We start from the raw sequence: 19814 nt of genomic DNA, 5'->3' as shown, positions 1-19814 counted from the left end.
TAAATAGTATGTTTGCTTAATTATTTGATTTTAGTCCGGTATACGTGAATGGTTTTTTCTTTTATCTCAAACCGGATTTTTGGTTGATAACTGACTAGTTGGATAATATCTAATGCTTGATCAAGAGATAGTTTCTGATTTAGTTTTAATGTAAAGTTGCCTTCATTGGTATTAAAGTGGGTTTTAAAGTTTACACCATAGTATTGTTCCAATGTTTGAAGTACTTCTTTCAGAGAGGCATTCCGTAAGAATATTTCCCCGGATGTCCATCGTTTAATGGCTGATGGATCAACATGATCCATTTCGCTGGTATGATTACTCTTTTGTACCGTGATCCGGTCTGACGGTGTAAGCAATGCAAATGCTTTGCGGGTATCACCTACTTTTACTTTTCCGCTGGCAACTGCTACCTGTACAGATGTATTCTGAGGATAAGCCGTAATGTTAAAGGAGGTTCCTAACACAGTAGTAGTAATTCCGAATGTATTCACTACAAATGGATGAAGAGTATCTCGTTTAACATCAAAAAACGCTTGTCCTTTTAATCTGACTACTCGTTCTTTTTGTATGAAAGGTTCACTATATTCTATTGTTGTTCCTGCATATAGCCAGATATATGAGCCATCTGGTAGCTGAATCTTTTTTATCTGCTGATTGCCCGTTGATACTGTTACTATTTTTGCAGAACCATACTGTTGAAAAATATATAGTGCAACAGAAGAAACCAGAATGAATGCAGCAGCTATCTTTCCAACAACAGGCCACAACTTGCGGTTTGGTGTCTCCTGTTTGGTATGGGGCAGAATATTTGCCAATGATTGCTCCCTGAGCGACTCCAATTCTTCTGTAGATGGATCTGTCAGACGTGAATCTGCTTCCAGTATGTCCAACCAGTGATGCAAAAGTTCAATCTCCTTCTCGGTACACTCACCTGCCTGAAATCTTTTTACTAACTCTTTAAATACTTTATCGTCCACGAATGAAAACTTATTTTACTTCAAAGACACAGTATACCTGAGTTGTAACCATCGCAAAAACAGAAATTAACAATTTGATAAAAAAGGAAATATAAACGTAATGTATACTTTACGGCTGTGGAATGAGGAGATGATAATATGTGTAAACGCTTTATTATCTGACAACCAGCTTTTCCCGTAGACGTTTTAGCGCAATATTTAATTGGTTACGGATAGTTTGGGGTGCGGAACCTAGTTCATCTGCAATATCAGATACTGATAGTCCATGTAGATAATGCATTTGCAGTACTTCCTGCATGCGGGGAGGGAGTATTTCCAGTAAGGGAATGATTTTGTCTTTAAATGTGATATCATGAATGGGGTCATCTGGAATAGTATCTGTCTCATCCAGAACTTCGTAAAATGCTGCAATCTGTTTTTCTTCAATCTGTTTATCCCGAATAGAATTTAGAATGCGATTTTTCAGTCCTCTAAATAGGTAGGGTCTTATGTCTGTTACAAAAGGCAGAGTGGCTGATTTTTCCCAGAGGTCGCTAAAGAAAAGCTGAAGAATATCCTGAGCTTCTTGTTTGTTGTTGAGAAGGCGGTAGGCATATAAAAAAAGCGGAGTCCAGTATTTGTCATACAGGATCTGGAATGCTTCCGGATCTGCTTTTCGTAGTTGAGACCAGATTATTGTTTCGTTTTCAACATTGCTCATACACCTCATCAAGAGGGGGCAAAGATAAAACTTACAAATCTATCTGCTGGTGCCAATAAGTTAACTTATTGTTAAATGAAAATGAATATAGGGTGCTGAATAAGGTATGGGATTTAAAATTTGATTTTAAGTCCCATATTTTTCTTCATTGTTAGCAATGCTTCTGCGTTTCCTTTTGCATCATCTACCGGATGATGAGTGTGAGTAGTTTTGCGGAGATGCTTAAAGTTCTTGAATGTGTCTTTTTCAAGGCCTTTGTATAAGCTTCCCAAATTCTGAGAACTGAAACCAAAAGGGTTGTTGCCCAGGAAATGATGGAAATACCAGCAGATAAACATCCAGTCAAATCCATTGTTATCACTGATAAAGATGGCGCGGTCTGTTGTGTTTTCTTTAATCCAGTGAGAAAAATCTGTCATTACTTGTTTGGCTTCAGGAAATGCCAGCGTTTCCTGACGGGTATGCCCGGATACAGCAAGAGCTTCTGGAATAAACTTATCTGAAATAGGACGTAGTTGTCCGTAGAATGTTTTATTCAGTAGTTCATCAACAACTACTGCTCCAAATGAAATCATAGAGTAATCACCCGGAATAGGGCCATCACTTTCTATGTCTACCATAATATAGGTCATTGTTTGTGCGATTAATGTTACATTCAAAGATAGTACTTTCTAAAAGATAAACGCCTGAGATTTACCTCAGGCGTTTATCGGATATATCTATATGTTAGAGTTTAACAAGCCTTAGGGTTTTGACTGTGATTCCTGTCTGAACCTGTACCAGATATACCCCTTTGACCAGCTTCTGAATATCTACTTCGTTTTCAGATTGGGGATCAGCGTATTTTTGTACCGAGAGAATTGCCCCTTTCATATCAATAATTGTAACTGTAAGTTTATCTGACTTGTCAGATAGAAGTAAAATAACTTTATCTGCATTGACAGGATTTGGTGCTAATAAAAGCTGTTGAACAACTGATTGTATGGATACTGATACTACTTTACTATAGTAAGACTCAGTATTATCATAATCGACCTGTTTGATTCTATAATAATTCTGGCCATTTAAAGGCTTTGAGTCTACTAATTCGTAGGCTGATATCTGGTTAGTAGTACCATTTCCTGCTACTTCTGCAATGGATTCAAATGTTTTACCATCCACAGAACGTTCAATGATAAAGGCTTTGTTGTTTTCTTCTGAAACTGTTGACCATGTTAATACTACAGTGCTATTGACTACTTTTCCTGAGAAACTAATGAAAGTTACAGGTAAGGGATTGATAGAGCATGTACATAGTGTGGAATATGTACCACCAGGATTGGAATTACTATTGAAGTTTCCATTTGATGTAGTAGCTGTACAAATGTCAACTCTTAGGCTGGCATTATTGCCGAAGGTACCTGAGTTGCTTGAATTACCTGTTGTTGCTACTTTAGAACAGCTTAAAGCATTGGTATTTCTGACAGCTCCACCATTGTTATTAAAATTACCCGTTACTTTTACCAAAGAGCCAGAGAGATTCAATGTTCCTTGGTTAGTGTAGTTACTTGTTACATTAAGCTCCGCATTTGTAAGACTTATGGTATTATTATTCGTTAAGTTTCCATTAATAGTTACTTTACTTCCTGTTGCTGTTACAGGGCCATTTGCCGTGACATTTCCATTAAATGTAAGCGTTCCTCCAGCTGTAGAGTTAATTGCTCCTGATATATCAATATTATTTGTTACAGTGGTAGTGCCTGCATTATTGTAAGTACCGCCATTGCTGTTGAGAGTTCCTGTGAAGGTACCTGAACTTGTATTATTAAATGTTCCACTATTTACTGTAACAGGAGTATTGGTGATTGAACTGTAATTATTGATTGTACTGGTTCCATCTATCTGGAGAGATGAAGGCCTGAATGTACTTCCACTATTATTATTGAAGATAGCTGAACCTGATAGTATAAAGTTTTGATTGGGTTGAAATGTCGCTCCATTATTGTTATTAAAGGTTCCTCCACTGAAGTTACTTATTGTAGCAGTAGAAGACCAAGTTCCATTATTATTAACCACTACACCCGCACCATTTATTGATGTATTGTAAGCTCCATTCCAGGTGGCATTATTCGTAATAGAAGCATTACCTGATATAGCACCATTGGTAAGTCCGTTCCAGATATTATTGTTAGTGAGAGTACCTCCTGAACGAGGTTTACTCATTGTCCCTGTCCATGTACCATTATTGATTATAGCTCCACCCGTAATAGGATTAGTATCAAGATTACCACTCCAGATTGCTCCACTCGCATTTGTAATAGTACCTCCACTAATACCCCCCGTAATAGTATTGGCCCAAGTACCATTATTTGTAATATTTCCTCCTGATATATCTCCACTAATACTACCATTCCAGGTTTTTCCGCTATTGTTTGTGATAGTTCCACCACTGATAGCGCCAGTCATTGGAACATTCCAAGTACCATTATTTGTAATACTACCTCCTGATATAGCTCCACTTATTGTGTTCCAATTACTCCAGGTTCCATTATTGGTAATAGAGGCTGTACCTGATATATTACCCGAAATTGCACCATTCCACGTCCCATTGTTTGTAATAGCTCCGCCTGAGTTATTGCCACTGATAGTGCCTGTCCATCCGTTATTGCTAGTACTGTTATTGATTATACTACCACCTGTAATTGCACCACTGATAGCTCCACTCCAATTCCCACTACTGTTTGTTACGGTACTTCCTGAAATAATACTTGAGCTAATTGTGCCATTCCATGTTCCACTGCTAGTTATTGATATACCTCCTGTAGGAAGAGGTTGATTAATTGTGCTATTCCAAGTGCCACTATTATTGATGGTTGTTCCTGTTGGGAAACTACTATTTAGGGTTGCATTGAATGTCGCAGAGGTTGATATATTATTAATGTTTAATCCACTCACATTTGTTGTACCCATAACAACAATAGAACTTCCCGAACTCATAGTTCCATAATTATTGATAGTCAGGTTAGTGGCATTATTACCTAATGTAATAGTTCCACTATATGTTGTTCCTGATGCAATGCATATAGTAATATTGTTTCCCCATATTGTAATTGAGCGGGTACTGGATGCAACAATACATAGATAGTCACCTTGGGTTCCTAGGTTAACTGTGCTACCACCTGCGTTTCCTGCATTGATTTGTGCTGTACAACCGCTATTACAACTTTGGCCATAAGCAACAATATTATTTATTAATAATAGTATAATTAATACAGTCTTGGTTCTGAGAAATATAGCTGGGTAAATGAGCATAATGCTGTCTAATTACTGAATATGCAAAAAAAGGGATATAATCTAATGTGAGTGGTATAGGATAGCAGAAAACAAAACAGATGTAAGAAATCCACAAAAAACTCTTTTTAACAGTTTAATTTAAATAAGAATTTAATATATCATTTAAGCAATATTTTACCTATATATACGCAGCACACTTATAGTGTAACTCTATAATTTAAAGAAATACAATGTCTAATCGATTATTGAAGGGGTTTTAGGCTATGAATGCAGGAAAACTATCGATGACTTTTGAGTAAAGAAGTTTGCTTGTTGAACCTTTGAATTGAGTAGCTTTTATTGTATTACTATGCATGAATAACCTGAAAATGGAGAAATTGTCTTCAGAAAATATCTAAAAGATATCAAAAAAGTGAGGACAAAAAAACATCTGTGTAACTGTATGATTTGGACTTAAAGAAGAATGAATGGCATAAGAGAATCATACCTGAGAAATAAAGCAATCAATCTGCTAAATACGAAACTTCGCACTACTTTATAGAATTTACACCTATATTACTTACACGAATACCTTGTTCATAGTTGCGTTTTATGTAGTTGATAATCAAAGTTAAGGATTTTTTATTCCCTAAGACTAGGGTATAGTGATTCTAATAGAAATTCTATTTTTAGGATGTTCAGTATTTTCTTCCAATGGCTCTGCTGCTATACTGTCCACCAGATTTAATCCCTCTATTACTTCTCCAAAAACAGTATAGTGATAATCAAGGTGGGGTACACCTCCAACAGTTGTATAAGTCTTCAATTGTTTCAATAACAAGGGGTAGCCTGTATCTTTATTGATACTTCGTACACTATCTTCTCGAAATACAGATCCTTGGACAATATAAAAGTCATATGGAGAAGATCCTTCTGATTCATCACGATGTGCCATGGCTAATGCTCCACGTTTGTGAAACCACCGAGGATCTATTTCATGTGGTATTTCGTAGTTCTCAAGTCCCATGCGTCTCTTATCCAGATGGCCTCCCTGAATAACCATAGCTGGAACAAGACGATAAAAGTCTGCTGAGTCGAAATAACCTTTGTTGATCAGACGTATGAAGCTTGCTCTATGGAGGGGTGTTTTCGTATACAATACTGCTTTGATAATACCATAAGGAGTTTCAATACTAATGATAGAATCCTTATGCTCTTCACCATATTGCGTTAGTACCTGTTCAACATTGTGTTTGGTGATACGAATTTTTGCAGGATCTGTTTCTGTTTCCTGCACTTTCTTGGTTTCACAAGATAATAGAACTCCAAGGACAGATAGTACCAATAATTGAATACGGAACGAAAGTTTTAAAGGACAATTCATATATCATTAGTAATGAAGAGCAAAACAAACGTAAAAATGACAGATTATCAATCTTCAATTGAGAATATATTAAAAATGAGGCTATATATATTACAATGTAGTGAATTGCTATTCAATTAGACAATATGTGGAATAGTAAGAAGAAAAAGTATGTGTTTTTAGCTGTTCAGCTTATTGATAATGTGTTCTGTAAAAAAAGATATATTTGATTTTTTTAAAAGATATTATTTTTCTAGTGTTACCAGTCTTGTTTATTACTTGTTTGGAGAAGAGAGTAAGTCCCTCATTTTTTGGTGGTAGATAAATGCTATTTAATATTGTGGCGTAAACAAAGTGTTTACAGGTCTTATTTAACTAACTCTACACTCTTATCAATGAAAAAAGTTACTATTCTTGCATGTGCACTATTTGCAATGATGACTCCAGCCTTGGTTAAAGCTCAATCTGAAACTTACAAACTATTTAAAGTAGATGTAGGAGCTGGATATGGTTTTGGAAAAGCTAAAGGTGTATTATTTTACGCAGAACCTAAATTTAACCTGCATGACAATTTTGCAGCAGGTCTTCGCTTTGAAGGTGCTATCTTAGGAAATGTAAGTGGCAACGATCAATATGCTTCTGCAGATATCTCTGCCATTGGATCTTATGCTCTGACTGGTGATTATTATGTAGGCACTAACGGATTCCGTCCTTTTGGTGGTCTGGGTGTAGGTCTTTTCAACATGGGATCTGTAAGTGTTGACTCAGAAACTACTGAAGTACCTGAAATGAATGTAGGAACTAAGTTTGGTGTTGTACCTCGTATTGGTTTTGAAGCTGGGCACTTCCGTATGGGATTGGAATACAACTTGATCACTGGTCAGCCTTCAGATTTCAATCGTAACTATTTCTCTCTGAAACTTGGAGCCGTAATAGGTGGTGGTAAAAAATAATAAATACGATTTATCTAAAAAGCCCATTTGACATAGTTCAAATGGGCTTTTGTTTTTATAATTCTACTATAGCTCTTTATTCAAATATTTCATCGCCCAATCCTTTGTTGAGTTCAATCGATGTTACTTTCAGATCTACAACCTGTGGACCAAAGGATGTACTTAGTAAATAAGGGAATTTCACACCAGAAACTTCTCTGTAATCACCAAAGTTTGTTGTTTGTGTAACTGTCTGACCATTGGTTTCACCAACAAGAATTTGTTTGACTTTTAAACCTGAATTTATCTCAAAGTATTCCGTTGTTTTACTTCCTCCTGGTAAGGTAAGTTCGATAACGTAGGTATCTGATCCATTAACTTTTTCTATTCCTTTCAGTGTTCTTGTAACTCCAATCTGATCATAATATAACTCTGGGAAAAGAGTGTTCATGGCTTTGGTAGATTCCAGTTCTTTTCCTGTTAACTCCTGTGTATTGCCCATAGCAGAGAAGGTAGCTTTATTTCCATTGGAGACAATTTTTAGTACTTCCATTCCCATACTTGCTATTTTCATGCTCATCTTAAGTTTGTTGGGTGTTTTTTGTTGACGTAACCCTGTCACTTCCATTCCCTGGACTTTAGCATTCATACTGGTGCTAACATCACGTATTTTGATCAGCTTTTCTTTACCGCCTATAGCATTTATATAATTTCCAATGACTTTATCTGCAGTTATGTCTGCTGGAATAGTAGAACTAGAGGTTGATGCTTCTATTTTATTACCTTCTGCATCATAGTGTATAATCTCTCCAAACTGTTGTAGCTTTGCTTCGAACTCACTTGCATTTCCTACTACAAGAATATAGGCATTTTCTGGCAGAATATATTTCTTAGCCATTGCCTGTATGTCTGGGATTTTTACAGCTTCGATATTTTTTAGATAATTAGAATAATAATCTGCTGGTAATTTGTAACGAGCTGTATTTAAAGCAAACCGGGCAATAGTTTGTGGATCTTCCAGGGATTGAACAAAAATACCATTTCGTATATTCTTGGTCTGCTTCAGTTCTGCATCTGTTACTACAATATCACGTATTCTGCGCATCTCACTCACTATTTCTGTGATTGCACTATCAACGACGTTGGTTTTTATGTTACCACCTGCACTAAAAGAACCCACTAACCTATCATTCTGTAGGGAAGAATATGCGCCATAAGTATACCCATGTTTTTCACGCAAATTCTGAAATAGCCGTCCTGAAAATCCACCATAACCTAAAATATCGTTGGTAATAGAAGCTTTGATTGCATCGGGGGGACCTGGTTTAAAATCGATTGGATAGGCAATACTAAGAACTGTTTGTACTGCTTCAGGTTTGTTAACTACTATCACTTTTGTTTTAGCAGGCACTTTAGGTTGTATATAAGTTGGAGTAGGTACAGTTCCCTGTTTCCAGGTTGAGAAGTATTTTTCAGTTAAAGCCTTAGCTTCTGCTAGTGTAATATCTCCTACAAATGCCATATACCCAATATTAGGTTTGAAATAGGTAGCGTAGTAAGTATTGATTTTGTCAAGGGTGATAGCATCAATGCTTTTTTCTGTTGTGATTTCTCCGTAGGGATGGTCCTTTCCATAAAGGACTACACTTTTTACCTGTTGAAGAATAGACTCTGGCTCGTCTTTGGAAAGTGACAACTCATTTTTCTTTTCTGTTTTGATTTTATCCAACTCTTCTTGTTTGAAGGATGGATGAAGCAACAAATCTGCCATGATTTCCATTAATTTATCCTGATGCTTTTTCAGACTGCTACCATAAGCTCCCGATGAAGAAGTATATAATGTGGCCCCCAGAAAATCGATCTGTTCGTCAATCTGATCTTTGGTACGGGTTTGAGTGCCTGTGCGTAACATTTGTCCGGTTATATCTCCCAATCCTGTTACTTCTTTTTCCAGAGGTGGAATATAATCAAGGATTAGATTGACTGCTACACGAGGTAGTTTCTTATTGGTCACTACAAATATTTTCAAACCATTTGCTAACTGAAATGATTCGTATTTGCCCAAACGAATTACTGGAGCAGGGCCTGGTGTAGGTCGTTTGCTACGGTCTAACTGGGCAAACGTAGTTAGACTGCTCAGGCATATATAGAAAAGAATGAAGAACTTTTTCATATCTGAAGATAGAGTATAAACAATAATGATTGGTAGGTTGTGTAATAGCGCTGATGCACCATTTAGTTGCCTTTTTTCTTTTTCTTCTTGGTTTCTTTGGCCGGTTTTTCCGGTGTTTGTGCCTGAGAAGGGACTGAAGATTCAGTTTTCGGTTCTGGGGTTACCTGAGGAGCTGGCTTGGAGGCATTAGGTAGATAGTACAAAGAAACCCGATTTTCTTTTGTCAGATATTTTTTGGCTACACGCTGGATATCCTCTTTTGTGACTTTATTATATCGGTCTATCTCTGAGTTAATAAGATTGGCATCACCAAAATACATCTCATAGTTCGCCAGATTCTCAGCAATACCTGTTACAGATCCATTCCGGTTTACAAATTCGGACTCTATCTGATTTTTAAGTTTTTGAAATTCCAGATCACTAATAGGTTCGTTTTGTACTTTTGTAATCTCGGCATTCATGGAAGTTTCCAGATCTTCTGGTTTAACACCCATGTTGGCAATCCCAAATGCGATAAAGATACCTGGATGTTCCAGTGCTAAAGGAAACGAACCTACATACAATGCTTTTTGCTGTTTGTCTTTAATTTCTTTGGTAAAACGCGAACTTTCACCACCTGATAATAGAGAAGTAAGTAAGTTAAGGGCATAATAATCTTCTGTACCTTGAGCTGGAATGCGGTAAGCCTGGATAACCGCGGGCAATGTTACATTATCATAGAAATTGTCACGGATCTCTGCTATTTGAGGTGGTTCATTGGCCTCAGGGCGAAATATAGGTTGTGTTCCTTTGGGTATTTCTGAAAAATACTTAGCAATAGACTGTTTGGTTTTTTCAATGTCAATATCTCCTGCAATGGATAGAATTGCGTTATTAGGTACATAAAACTGTTTGTAAAAAGCAATAAACTCCTCCAGGCTGGCAGCATCTAAGTGTTCTGCTGTGCCTATGACATCTGTTTTATAGGGATGTACCTTAAAGGCGCGGCTCATTGTTTCTGATAACAGTCTTCCATAAGGTCGGTTATCCCGTGTTTGCTTCATCTCTTCCTTGATCACATTACGCTGAGTATTTACTCCTTCCTGATCAATGCGTGCATGGAGCATTCGTTCTGACTCAAGGTATAAACCCAGATCTAATTGATTGGAAGGTAATACTTCATAGTAAAAAGTTCTGTCAAATGTTGTATTGGCGTTGAGTTCTCCTCCTGCTCCTTCTACAATCTTAGCATATTCGCCTCGTCCAATATTTTGGGAACCTTCAAATAATAAATGTTCAAAGAAATGGGCAAAGCCAGTACGTTTGGCATCTTCATTCTTGCTACCCACATGATACATAACCGTTACGGCAACAATGGGTGTACTATTGTCCTGATGGAGAATAACTTTTAATCCGTTAGGTAATTCGTATTCTGTGAAATTGATTCGGGTTTGTTGCCCATGTACAAGAATGGACAAACAGAAACTCACAAACAGCAGAAGTGTTTTTTGCATAGGAGTAAGTGGTGTATGAATTTAAATTAGAGATGCAATTTTAACTAAAAAATAGAGTATTACTTTTTACCAGATAAAAATAAAAGGCTATCCGGTTTATTATTACCCGAATAGCCTTTATCTAAATTATAAGATTTTATATTTAGAATGCGTAACCAACCGTCAATCCTGTTCGGAACCAGACTGGAAAATTGATAGAAGCAGGAACATTATAATCATCTTCTGTCAGGTCTTGAGTCACAGACAAATGCCCTAAGCTGAAATAAGGCCCAATATAGGCATCTAGTGATATATGATCACCAAAAAGCCACTGTCCACCAATCACACAACCCAGACTGAAGGTTTGTTGTGTTAGTTTTCCATGAATAGTACGTTGTTCTCCATTGATCTCTTTTGTAATGTCACCTTTAGCTGAGAAGTTTACATACCGTGCAAATGGTCCAACATAAAATCCGGTTGGAGCGGTTCCACTGGGATAATAACGAAATTCAGGTGCTACGGCAAATCGATTTAATTTACCGTTTTCTCCTAAGATATCTGTCCCAAAAATTCTTGCTTTTCGAGGGAGTGTATATTGCAGATTAAGAACCATACTAGTATTTTCTGACAGTACATGTTCATAAAACACAGAGCCAGTTGTTGTAAATAAACTAAGCGGATTTATTTTTATGAGGTTTTGAGGGCTATCAGAACTTGCACTGCTGGAATATCCGCGACGTTGAGCAAATAAGTCCTGGGTGAAGGATAGCACAACAAGTGTAAATGCAATTACAAAAAATTTTTTCATAGAGTTTAGAATGATGTAGTGTAATATAACTATAGATCAATCGGTTGACAAAGTTTGTGCCATATTTTCTTTTTTCAAAGTCAGCGGTTTTTAAATTTTTTTTGAAACTATTGTCCCATGATATAACTTTGCGCATGGAACAAATTCTTATTCTTGACTTCGGCTCGCAATATACCCAATTGATAGCCCGCCGGGTGCGCGAACTCAACGTTTACTGCGAAATCCACCCGTTTCATCACATACCTGCTCTTACTCCTGATATTAAAGGTGTTATCCTGTCTGGGAGCCCTTGTTCTGTTCGTGATAGTGAAGCTCCTAACCCTGATCTGACATCTTTACTAGGCCAGATTCCTGTATTGGGAGTGTGCTATGGTGCACAATTGATGGCCTGGCAGCAAGGTGGTAGTGTAGAACCTTCCCGCACACGTGAATATGGACGTGCTCGCCTGGCAAGTCATACTGTATCTCCACTATTTAACGGAGTTTCTGAGCATTCTCAGGTATGGATGAGTCATGGGGATACTATTACTCAGGTACCTTCCCATTTTAAGTTGATTGCCAATACTGAAACCGTTACAGTAGCTGCGTTTCAGGTTGATGGACAACAAACCTATGGGATTCAGTTTCACCCGGAAGTAACTCACTCACTAGAAGGTAAAACTATTCTGAAAAACTTTGTTGTAGATATTTGTGGCTGTAAACAAGACTGGACTTCTGCTGCCTTTGCAGAAAGTACAGTTCAAAGTCTGAAAGAGAAGCTGGGAAATGATAAAGTTGTGATGGGACTTTCTGGTGGGGTAGATTCCAGTGTGGCTGCCACATTGATTCATAAGGCAATCGGTCAGAACCTGTATTGTATTTTTGTGGATAATGGATTGCTGAGAAAAAATGAGTTTGAAGAAGTATTACATTCCTATCAGGATCTGGGCTTGAATGTGATTGGGGTAGATGCTAAAAAAGAATTTTATGCTGCTTTAAATGGACTGACTGATCCGGAAGCAAAACGCAAAGCAATTGGACGTACATTTATAGAGATCTTTGATGCAGAAGCGCATAAAATTCAGGATGTAAAATGGTTGGGACAGGGGACTATCTATCCGGATGTAATTGAGTCTGTATCGGTAAAAGGGCCATCTGTAACTATTAAGTCTCACCACAATGTAGGAGGCTTGCCGGAAAAGATGAAGCTGAAGATTGTAGAGCCATTAAATGCTTTATTTAAAGATGAAGTTCGTGAAGTAGGACGCCAGATAAATATCCCAACTAACATTCTGAACCGTCATCCGTTCCCTGGCCCTGGGCTAGGTATCCGTATTCTGGGTGATATTACTGCCGAAAAAGTACAGGTATTACAGGATGTGGATTCTATCTTTATCAATGGCCTGAAAAAACATAACCTATACGATTCTGTATGGCAGGCTGGCGCTATTTTGCTGCCTGTGCAATCGGTAGGTGTAATGGGTGATGAACGCACATACGAAAATGCGGTAGCCTTACGTGCTGTAACGAGTGTAGATGGTATGACTGCGGATTGGGCGCATTTACCTTATGAGTTTCTCGCAGACATTTCCAATGAGATTATCAATAAAGTAAAAGGTGTGAACCGGGTTGTATATGATATATCTTCCAAGCCACCTGCTACTATTGAATGGGAATAAGATTCCTATACATAAAAAATGCGCGTTGGGATCGCGCATTTTTTATTTGTAATACGTCAATTCACTCACTGCTTCTGACAGAGATAAATAATTTCATCCTTCGGCAATGCATATCGACCTACCTGATCTTTAGGTAGCTCCATTACAAAACGATCTTCTTTCACAACAAAGCCTGCTTTTGTCAATCGCTGGGCATAGTCGAGACCGTACAGTCGTTGGTGATCATCCTGCCAGTAATATTTTTCACGATCCGCAGGCGTATTGATGGCAGGATCTTCCAGGGTAGTAGCACGTGTAGTATCCATCGGGCTTTGGATAATAGCCCATCCACCCGGTTTTAACACCCGATGCAATTCACTCATGGCCTGAATATCATTATCTACATGTTCCATTACGTGATTACAAAATGCCACATCAAATGTATTGGCATCAAAAGGAATCTGGTGTATATCCATTTTAACCTTTGCCAGTGGCGACTCAATATCAGCCGTGATATAATCCAGATTTTTCATTGACTCAAATCGATTAATGAAGCAATGTTCTGGCGCTACATGCAATAATTTATGGGGCGTTTTAAAGAAATTTGTTTGTCGTTGCAGATATAACCACATAAGTCTATGCCTTTCCAGAGCCAAACAGCTTGGGCATAAGGCATTCTCCCGTGGATTAGTCCGTCCATAAGGTAAGAATTTACGAAAATGACTTTGACACACAGGACATTCTACTTTATTGCCAATATAAAATATGGCTACAATTTTCATAGCGAAATGGCTAACTAACTGTAGATATTTACGGGGAATGTGACGAATGACGAAACTGATAATGTATTTCACTGAAGTGCTTTTTTGCGGAACGAAATAAAACTATTTGGCAAAGATAGTATTTTTTCAGATGTTTACCTTTTGTGAAGGTTCCGACTAATTTAGTGGAACATGTTTAATTATCCTATTTACTCAAACTTATGAAAAAAACAATTGTTTATTTGTCTACCTTTTTGGTAGTGTTGATTTGTAGTTTTTCCGCTCAGGCACAATATTCAAAAGGTGATTTGTTAATTAATCCAGGTATCTCTTTTGGAGGCATTGGTTATGATTATGGATATTATGGCAGTTATTCAGGTCTTCCAGGCTTATCCGCCAATATTGAATATAATGTTACAGATAATATAGCAGTAGGTGGATATTTGGGTTTTATATCGCGTTCTTATAAATATCAAGGATCTGGGATAAGTTCTAAAACTAGATGGACAAATGTTGGTTTTGGTGCTAGAGGTATCTTTCACGCTACAGAAGTATTAAATGATGCGTTTAGTGGAAGCATGAATTCTGAAAAATTAGATATATATGGTGGATTATCATTAGGCTATGAAACTTATTCATGGAGTGGAGATAACTCTACCTATTATGCTAATGGTGGCAATGTTGTATTTGGTGGTATTTTAGGTTGTAGATATATGTTCAATCCTGCTATTGGTGTTTATGGTGAGGTAGGTAGAGGTGCACTTGGTATTCTTACATTAGGGGTATCTTTTAAATTGTAATTACTTCGCTTTTATTGGTAGTAAGAAGCCGGAAATTTTCCGGCTTTTATTTTTTATAGTCTCCTCTGTATTGATTTTTAGGAAATGATCGTTGATCTATTTGTTCAATCTTTGCTACTTTGCCTTAGATTATCTACATCCTAATTTTCAAACAAACCATGAAGCAATCTTTTTCTTTAAACGTATTGCCAGCTATCATCGCCTTAGTGTTGGCAACCTCTGCTTGTACTAGTTCTCGTATTAGTCAACAGACCCCTGTTAATCAAACCACTATTGTTAAGCAAGAGCCTTCAGTACTAGAATCTGAACAGAGAGTTGCTGTTGCCGGTGCTCAAACTTCTCAGGAAGAAACAACTTTTAGTGCCTCTGAAATATACACGAAGGCTACACAATCAGAGACCGAAAAGAAGGAAGAGTTATTGGCTGATGCATCAGTTGCAACTAAGCAGGTAGATGTACAGAGTCTGCGTGAACAGCTAAAGCATCAGAAAATGGGCTTTGCTAAAAAAGCAGTGATCAAGGCCGTCCTGAAAAAAGTTGAAAAGATGCAAGCCAAATCGCCTGAAAAACAGCTGAAGGCTAAGAAGATGGGCGGTGTTCCGGAAGAGTATAAGCTTCCTTTTATTATTGGTGCTGCGGGATTGGGACTAATAATAATAGGTGCACTTGCCATTGCACCTGCTATATATACATTAGGGGCCATTGCATTAGTAGGTGCTATTGTTTGGGTTGTATTGATCCTTGCTGAAGTAATCTAACTCTGTTTTTAAGAAATTTTTGGAGCCGGATATAAAATGATCCGGCTTTTTAATTTTTGCCTATGCAAGATCAGAGAAAAGTTGCCGAAATAATCTTTACACATGCATTAGCAGCTGTCGAACCTGCTCAATTGATAAAGAGAGCTATTAGAATTAATGGACATACTTTATATTGTGTAGATGAAATTCTTGATCTACAGGATTTCAGAAATATTTATGTGATAGGAGCAGGTAAAGCAAGTTCCCCGATGGCTGCTGCTATAGAAGAGATAGTAGGTACACGAATCACCAGAGGAACCATAACTACTAAATATGGACATGGTACTCCCTTACACTATATAGCTACTACAGAAGCAGGACATCCAGTTCCGGATGAAAATAGTTTAAAAGGAACCGAATCAATAATGTCGATTCTGGAAAGTGTAACAGATGAAGATTTAGTTATCATCTTATTATCAGGTGGTGGCTCTGCCTTGCTAGCGGATATTCCTACAGGATGTACTTTGGCAGATCTGCAATATTGTAATAAACTTTTACTACAATCGGGAGCGGATATTGTAGAGATCAATACTGTGCGAAAACATCTGTCTAATGTAAAAGGTGGACAACTAGCGAGAATAGCCTATCCTGCAAAAGTAGTTACATTGATTCTTTCTGATGTACTGGGTGACCCGCTAAATGTTATTGCTTCTGGCCCTACAGTTCCTGATCCAACAACATTTGCAGATGCCTGGAAAGTATTAGAGAAGTACAACCTGCTAAACAAAATTCCGGATTCTGTGTTAGCATATCTGACAGAAGGAAAGACTGGAACACATCAGGAAACTCCTAAACCTGGCGACAGAATTTTTGAAAGGGTTTCAAACTATATTATTGGCAGTAATCGTCTGGCTCTTGCTTTTGCCAGAGAGAAAGCGGAAGAATTAGGTTATATTGTTGAAATTTATTCAAATCAGTTGCAGGGAGAGGCTAGAGAAGTAGCAAAGATGATAATCAGTCAGGCAAAAGAAGTATACAAGGATATCACCAAACCCAAACCTTATTGTATACTCGCTGGAGGTGAAACAACAGTGACCATTCGTGGCAATGGTTTAGGTGGCCGTAATCAGGAACTGGCACTAGCTGCGGCAATTGAACTAGAGCATCAAGCTGGGATTACGCTGCTATCGGCTGGGACAGATGGAACAGATGGACCCACAGATGCAACAGGAGCCTTAGCAGATTCAGCTACTTTGTTTGAGGCCATTGAATTGGGGATAGATGGAAATGTTTACCTGAAGAATAATGATTCATATCATTTCTTTCAACAGGTTGGAGGGCATCTCATTACAGGACCTACCCAGACCAATGTAATGGATTTGATTGTTGTGTTAATACATGCCTGAATGTGGAGAATATTGTCACAGGCATGACTATTTCTGTTTTGGATGAATAAACAAATCTCAAAAAATATCAAATTTGCAGTATAGATATCAGTTTACTTATGGAATCATCAGAAAAACCTGTCGATATAAACTCTATTCACATTGATAAAGATAAAATGGCTGAAAACCCTGGTTTATTGCCATTTGCACATACAGTGGGTAGTGCAGTCATAAAACCTGAAGATACAGGTAAAATCAAAGGTCGGGCTGTGACTGCTATGCGCCAGCAGACTGAATTACAATTAGCTCAAATTTATCAGCAGATGCAGTTGCTGGCAGAACAGGCAAACCGTATCAAACAGCGAGTAGATATATCTGAACGGATTTACACCGCAGCCGTCGGATTTGAGCCACTGATAGGACAAACATATTATCTGTATCAGCGGAAGGATAACACGGATGTGCTGTCATTGGTTGGACCTGGAGAATGGGGGAGGAGCAAACCTTTTCAAAAATATCTTGCCAGGGTTACTATGCTGGCTGATCATACATGGGATGTAGAGTATAATCCGGAAGAGGCAAGCTAATTTGCTGCATCACTTGATCAGCGATGTTCTTCATAAAAAATCGGTCTGACAGATTGGGTTAGCTGGTTATATTCTGACTCTGTCAGACCTACTGCGTTTTGAGCTTGCAGAGAGGTTTTTAACTGATCCATCGTTCGGATTCCTGTCACAGCAGTAGTAACAGCTGGATGATGTTTCGCAAACTGGAAGGCGACAGCGGTAGCTGTTCGGTTGTTCTGACTTAGTGAATGAATTGTTTCTGCTGCTTTTTTTACTTCATCTGCCTGATAGCCCAAATAAGAAGTAGCAGGTTTGTTAATTAGTAATCCTTTGGCCAGACTGCCTCTGACCAACACACCAATTGAATGTTGGTGAAGTAAATCCAGACAGGTCTCTTCAGGTCGCCGGTCAAGGAGGCTATATTGCATCATGACACTAGTAATAGAAGACCGATTTACATACTCCCGAATTACATTGGGGCGTATAGAAGAGATGCCATAATGCCGTATTTTACCTTGTTGTTTCAGTTGCTCGAATGCTTCAATTGTCTCATCAATGGGATCTTCTATCGTACCACCATGCAACTGATACAGATCTATATAGTCTGTTTGCAAGCGTTTTAAACTTTCTTCTACTGCTTCCAGAATATAGTTTTTACTTGGATTCCAGTCCCATGTACTGCCATCTGACCTCCATTGGTTACCTACCTTTGTCGCAATGTATACCTGCGATCTTCTATCCTTTAGAGCTTTACCTACCAATCGTTCATTTTCACCCTTATCATACAAATCCGCAGTATCAAAGAAGTTGATCCCTTGTTCCTGAGCATAATGCAGAATCCGATCCGCATCTGACTGACCAGGGCTGAGCGACATACACCCAAAGCTGAGTGCACTTACACGAAGATCCGATTTTCCAAGTTGCTGGTAATGCATGAGATAAGGTGAAAATGTTAAGGTATAAGAGGATCTGGCCATTTCCTGTTTTAGCCAAACACTAAAAAAACAGGGATCTTGTTTAAACTAAAGATCCCTGTTACAATTATGGCTGACTTTGAGGCGCAGGTTGTATTGGTACTACTAAATGTTCTCTGCGGTTTTTTACAATGTCACATGCCAGATAAATAGCTTCGCGCATAGAAGTTTCGTCCGCAGTATTTTTTCCAGCAATATTATAGGCTGTACCATGATCCGGGGAGGTACGTACCATCGAGAGGCCTGCCGTAAAGTTTACTCCATTTTCAAATGCAATGGTTTTAAACGGAATCAGACCCTGATCATGATACATGGCCAGGATACCATCATACTTGCGGTAGTTGCCAGTACCAAAAAATCCATCAGCAGGCAGAGGTCCATAGACCAAAGTTCCTTTGTGTTTCAGTTCGCTGATTACAGGCCCAATAATTTCTTTTTCTTCCATTCCCAGTAATCCGTCTTCTCCTGCATGCGGATTTAAACCTAATACTGCAATTTTAGGTTTGGCAATACCAAAATCATGACGCAATGAATGTTCAAGTAATTTTATTTTCTTGGTAATAAGATCTTTGGTAATAGCAGGTTTTACTTTTTCCAAAGGTATGTGTCCTGTTGCTACAGCTACACGCAGTTCCGGGCTAACCAGAAACATCAGGCTATCGGTGCTTCCAAACTCATGGGCAAAATATTCTGTGTGCCCGGGAAATTTGAACGCATCATTTTGAATCGTATGTTTATTAATCGGAGCTGTTACAATGGCATCCAGCATATTGTTTTTTAAATCTGCAACTGCTGTTTTCAATGCCAGATAAGCTGCGTTACCTGCTTCAGGGGTAGCTTTGCCTGGATCAATTTCCAGATGTTCTTCCCAGCAGTTGAATACATTAACCCGTTTGTGAATCAACTGATCCATAGTACGAATGGAGTGAAGCTGAATTTCTTCCAGATTGAGTAATTTCCGGTAGCGTGACAAAACTTTGACAGACCCATATAGTACGGGAGTACATACGCGGCTGATTTGCCCTCCTGCCAGTGCCTTTAATGTAACTTCGGGTCCAACTCCATTAAAATCGCCCAGTGTGATTCCAATAACAGGTTTATGTTCAGACATGAATACAATAAGAAATGTGTAAATAATAACCTCTTTTAAGCGCCCGTGTTTGACCGCACAACTTAACACCTCAAAAATACGTGCCTTTTTTATTTTAAGAAACGTATTTTACAGAAAGGACGTTTCTCTGACAAAAAAGTATAGTATTTTTGGGGTGATTTTATAG

At 38.2% G+C, this 19814-nt stretch carries 17 protein-coding genes; 6 read left to right on the top strand and 11 right to left on the bottom strand.

The genetic code is table 11. From position 1 onward, the window contains the following. Nucleotides 1-20: 20 nt before the first annotated feature. The 5 genes from QNI15_RS29450 to QNI15_RS29430 form a co-directional block, all read right to left on the bottom strand. Nucleotides 21-977: a FecR family protein gene (locus QNI15_RS29450; RefSeq protein ID WP_313994081.1), complete on the bottom strand. Its 957-nt coding sequence runs from the start codon at nt 975-977 to the stop codon at nt 21-23. 154 nt (nt 978-1131) lie between these two features. Further along, entirely contained in the window at nt 1132-1677 is a 546-nt protein-coding gene (locus QNI15_RS29445; RefSeq protein WP_313994078.1) for an RNA polymerase sigma factor, read from the bottom strand. 113 nt (nt 1678-1790) lie between these two features. Continuing rightward, nucleotides 1791-2336: a 3'-5' exoribonuclease domain-containing protein gene (locus tag QNI15_RS29440; RefSeq protein ID WP_314035238.1), complete on the bottom strand. Its 546-nt coding sequence runs from the start codon at nt 2334-2336 to the stop codon at nt 1791-1793. A 67-nt stretch (nt 2337-2403) separates the two neighbouring features. Further along, a complete protein-coding gene (locus tag QNI15_RS29435) occupies nt 2404-4968 on the bottom strand; it encodes a T9SS type A sorting domain-containing protein (RefSeq protein ID WP_314035236.1) in 2565 nt (854 codons plus the stop codon). 616 nt (nt 4969-5584) lie between these two features. Further along, on the bottom strand, nt 5585-6313 hold the full coding sequence (locus tag QNI15_RS29430; protein WP_313994070.1) for a peptidylprolyl isomerase: 729 nt from the start codon (nt 6311-6313) through the stop codon (nt 5585-5587). A gap of 374 nt (nt 6314-6687) precedes the next feature. Here QNI15_RS29430 and QNI15_RS29425 point away from each other — a divergent pair, with 374 nt between their 5' ends. Further along, a complete protein-coding gene (locus QNI15_RS29425) occupies nt 6688-7245 on the top strand; it encodes a hypothetical protein (RefSeq protein ID WP_313994067.1) in 558 nt (185 codons plus the stop codon). A 76-nt stretch (nt 7246-7321) separates the two neighbouring features. Here QNI15_RS29425 and QNI15_RS29420 read toward each other — a convergent pair whose 3' ends face one another. From QNI15_RS29420 to QNI15_RS29410, 3 genes are all read right to left on the bottom strand, one after another. Continuing rightward, nucleotides 7322-9397 (bottom strand): M16 family metallopeptidase, encoded by a 2076-nt coding sequence (locus QNI15_RS29420; protein ID WP_313994064.1) that lies wholly within the window; start codon nt 9395-9397, stop codon nt 7322-7324. A gap of 62 nt (nt 9398-9459) precedes the next feature. Beyond that, complete coding sequence (locus tag QNI15_RS29415) at nt 9460-10890, bottom strand: M16 family metallopeptidase (protein WP_314035234.1); 1431 nt, start codon at nt 10888-10890, stop codon at nt 9460-9462. A gap of 142 nt (nt 10891-11032) precedes the next feature. After that, the gene (locus QNI15_RS29410) at nt 11033-11677 is read right to left on the bottom strand and encodes a DUF3575 domain-containing protein (protein WP_314035232.1); all 645 of its coding nucleotides are present in this window, start codon (nt 11675-11677) and stop codon (nt 11033-11035) included. 134 nt (nt 11678-11811) lie between these two features. Between QNI15_RS29410 and guaA the strand changes: the two genes are divergently transcribed. Next, nucleotides 11812-13335 (top strand): glutamine-hydrolyzing GMP synthase, encoded by a 1524-nt coding sequence (gene guaA / locus QNI15_RS29405; RefSeq protein WP_314035230.1) that lies wholly within the window; start codon nt 11812-11814, stop codon nt 13333-13335. Between the two features lie 65 nt (nt 13336-13400). Here the strand turns inward: guaA and QNI15_RS29400 are convergent, their stop codons facing one another. Then, the gene (locus QNI15_RS29400; protein ID WP_314035228.1) at nt 13401-14168 is read right to left on the bottom strand and encodes a class I SAM-dependent methyltransferase; all 768 of its coding nucleotides are present in this window, start codon (nt 14166-14168) and stop codon (nt 13401-13403) included. Nucleotides 14169-14296: 128 nt separating this feature from the next. Here QNI15_RS29400 and QNI15_RS29395 point away from each other — a divergent pair, with 128 nt between their 5' ends. The 4 genes from QNI15_RS29395 (at nt 14297) to QNI15_RS29380 (ending at nt 17584) form a co-directional block, all read left to right on the top strand. Next, the gene (locus tag QNI15_RS29395) at nt 14297-14875 is read left to right on the top strand and encodes an outer membrane beta-barrel protein (protein WP_314035226.1); all 579 of its coding nucleotides are present in this window, start codon (nt 14297-14299) and stop codon (nt 14873-14875) included. A gap of 158 nt (nt 14876-15033) precedes the next feature. Then, the gene (locus QNI15_RS29390) at nt 15034-15633 is read left to right on the top strand and encodes a hypothetical protein (RefSeq protein WP_314035224.1); all 600 of its coding nucleotides are present in this window, start codon (nt 15034-15036) and stop codon (nt 15631-15633) included. 62 nt (nt 15634-15695) lie between these two features. Continuing rightward, complete coding sequence (locus tag QNI15_RS29385; protein ID WP_314035222.1) at nt 15696-17018, top strand: glycerate kinase type-2 family protein; 1323 nt, start codon at nt 15696-15698, stop codon at nt 17016-17018. Between the two features lie 98 nt (nt 17019-17116). Continuing rightward, nucleotides 17117-17584 carry a DUF2452 domain-containing protein gene (locus tag QNI15_RS29380; protein ID WP_313994040.1) on the top strand — a complete coding sequence of 156 codons (468 nt, stop codon included), beginning with the start codon at nt 17117-17119 and terminating at the stop codon, nt 17582-17584. A 17-nt stretch (nt 17585-17601) separates the two neighbouring features. Here QNI15_RS29380 and QNI15_RS29375 read toward each other — a convergent pair whose 3' ends face one another. Both QNI15_RS29375 and pdxA read right to left on the bottom strand, forming a co-directional pair. Next, nucleotides 17602-18498 carry an aldo/keto reductase gene (locus tag QNI15_RS29375; RefSeq protein ID WP_314035221.1) on the bottom strand — a complete coding sequence of 299 codons (897 nt, stop codon included), beginning with the start codon at nt 18496-18498 and terminating at the stop codon, nt 17602-17604. A 106-nt stretch (nt 18499-18604) separates the two neighbouring features. Beyond that, the gene (gene pdxA, locus QNI15_RS29370; protein WP_314035219.1) at nt 18605-19648 is read right to left on the bottom strand and encodes a 4-hydroxythreonine-4-phosphate dehydrogenase PdxA; all 1044 of its coding nucleotides are present in this window, start codon (nt 19646-19648) and stop codon (nt 18605-18607) included. Nucleotides 19649-19814: the final 166 nt, after the last annotated feature.

Source organism: Xanthocytophaga flava (genome assembly GCF_030068545.1).
GTDB lineage: Bacteria > Bacteroidota > Bacteroidia > Cytophagales > 172606-1 > Xanthocytophaga > Xanthocytophaga flava.
The sequence above is the reverse complement of the archived record's forward strand: the minus strand, read 5'-3'. Positions and strand labels throughout refer to the sequence as shown.

Coding starts and splice junctions, on each gene's coding strand:
- QNI15_RS29445 (WP_313994078.1), bottom strand. CDS start 1,677: ATGAGCAATGTTGAAAACGAAACAATAATCTGGTCTCAACTACGAAAA.
- QNI15_RS29435 (WP_314035236.1), bottom strand. CDS start 4,968: ATGCTCATTTACCCAGCTATATTTCTCAGAACCAAGACTGTATTAATT.
- QNI15_RS29430 (WP_313994070.1), bottom strand. CDS start 6,313: ATGAATTGTCCTTTAAAACTTTCGTTCCGTATTCAATTATTGGTACTA.
- QNI15_RS29425 (WP_313994067.1), top strand. CDS start 6,688: ATGAAAAAAGTTACTATTCTTGCATGTGCACTATTTGCAATGATGACT.
- QNI15_RS29420 (WP_313994064.1), bottom strand. CDS start 9,397: ATGAAAAAGTTCTTCATTCTTTTCTATATATGCCTGAGCAGTCTAACT.
- QNI15_RS29415 (WP_314035234.1), bottom strand. CDS start 10,890: ATGCAAAAAACACTTCTGCTGTTTGTGAGTTTCTGTTTGTCCATTCTT.
- QNI15_RS29410 (WP_314035232.1), bottom strand. CDS start 11,677: ATGAAAAAATTTTTTGTAATTGCATTTACACTTGTTGTGCTATCCTTC.
- guaA (WP_314035230.1), top strand. CDS start 11,812: ATGGAACAAATTCTTATTCTTGACTTCGGCTCGCAATATACCCAATTG.
- QNI15_RS29395 (WP_314035226.1), top strand. CDS start 14,297: ATGAAAAAAACAATTGTTTATTTGTCTACCTTTTTGGTAGTGTTGATT.
- QNI15_RS29390 (WP_314035224.1), top strand. CDS start 15,034: ATGAAGCAATCTTTTTCTTTAAACGTATTGCCAGCTATCATCGCCTTA.
- QNI15_RS29385 (WP_314035222.1), top strand. CDS start 15,696: ATGCAAGATCAGAGAAAAGTTGCCGAAATAATCTTTACACATGCATTA.
- QNI15_RS29380 (WP_313994040.1), top strand. CDS start 17,117: ATGGAATCATCAGAAAAACCTGTCGATATAAACTCTATTCACATTGAT.
- QNI15_RS29375 (WP_314035221.1), bottom strand. CDS start 18,498: ATGCATTACCAGCAACTTGGAAAATCGGATCTTCGTGTAAGTGCACTC.
- pdxA (WP_314035219.1), bottom strand. CDS start 19,648: ATGTCTGAACATAAACCTGTTATTGGAATCACACTGGGCGATTTTAAT.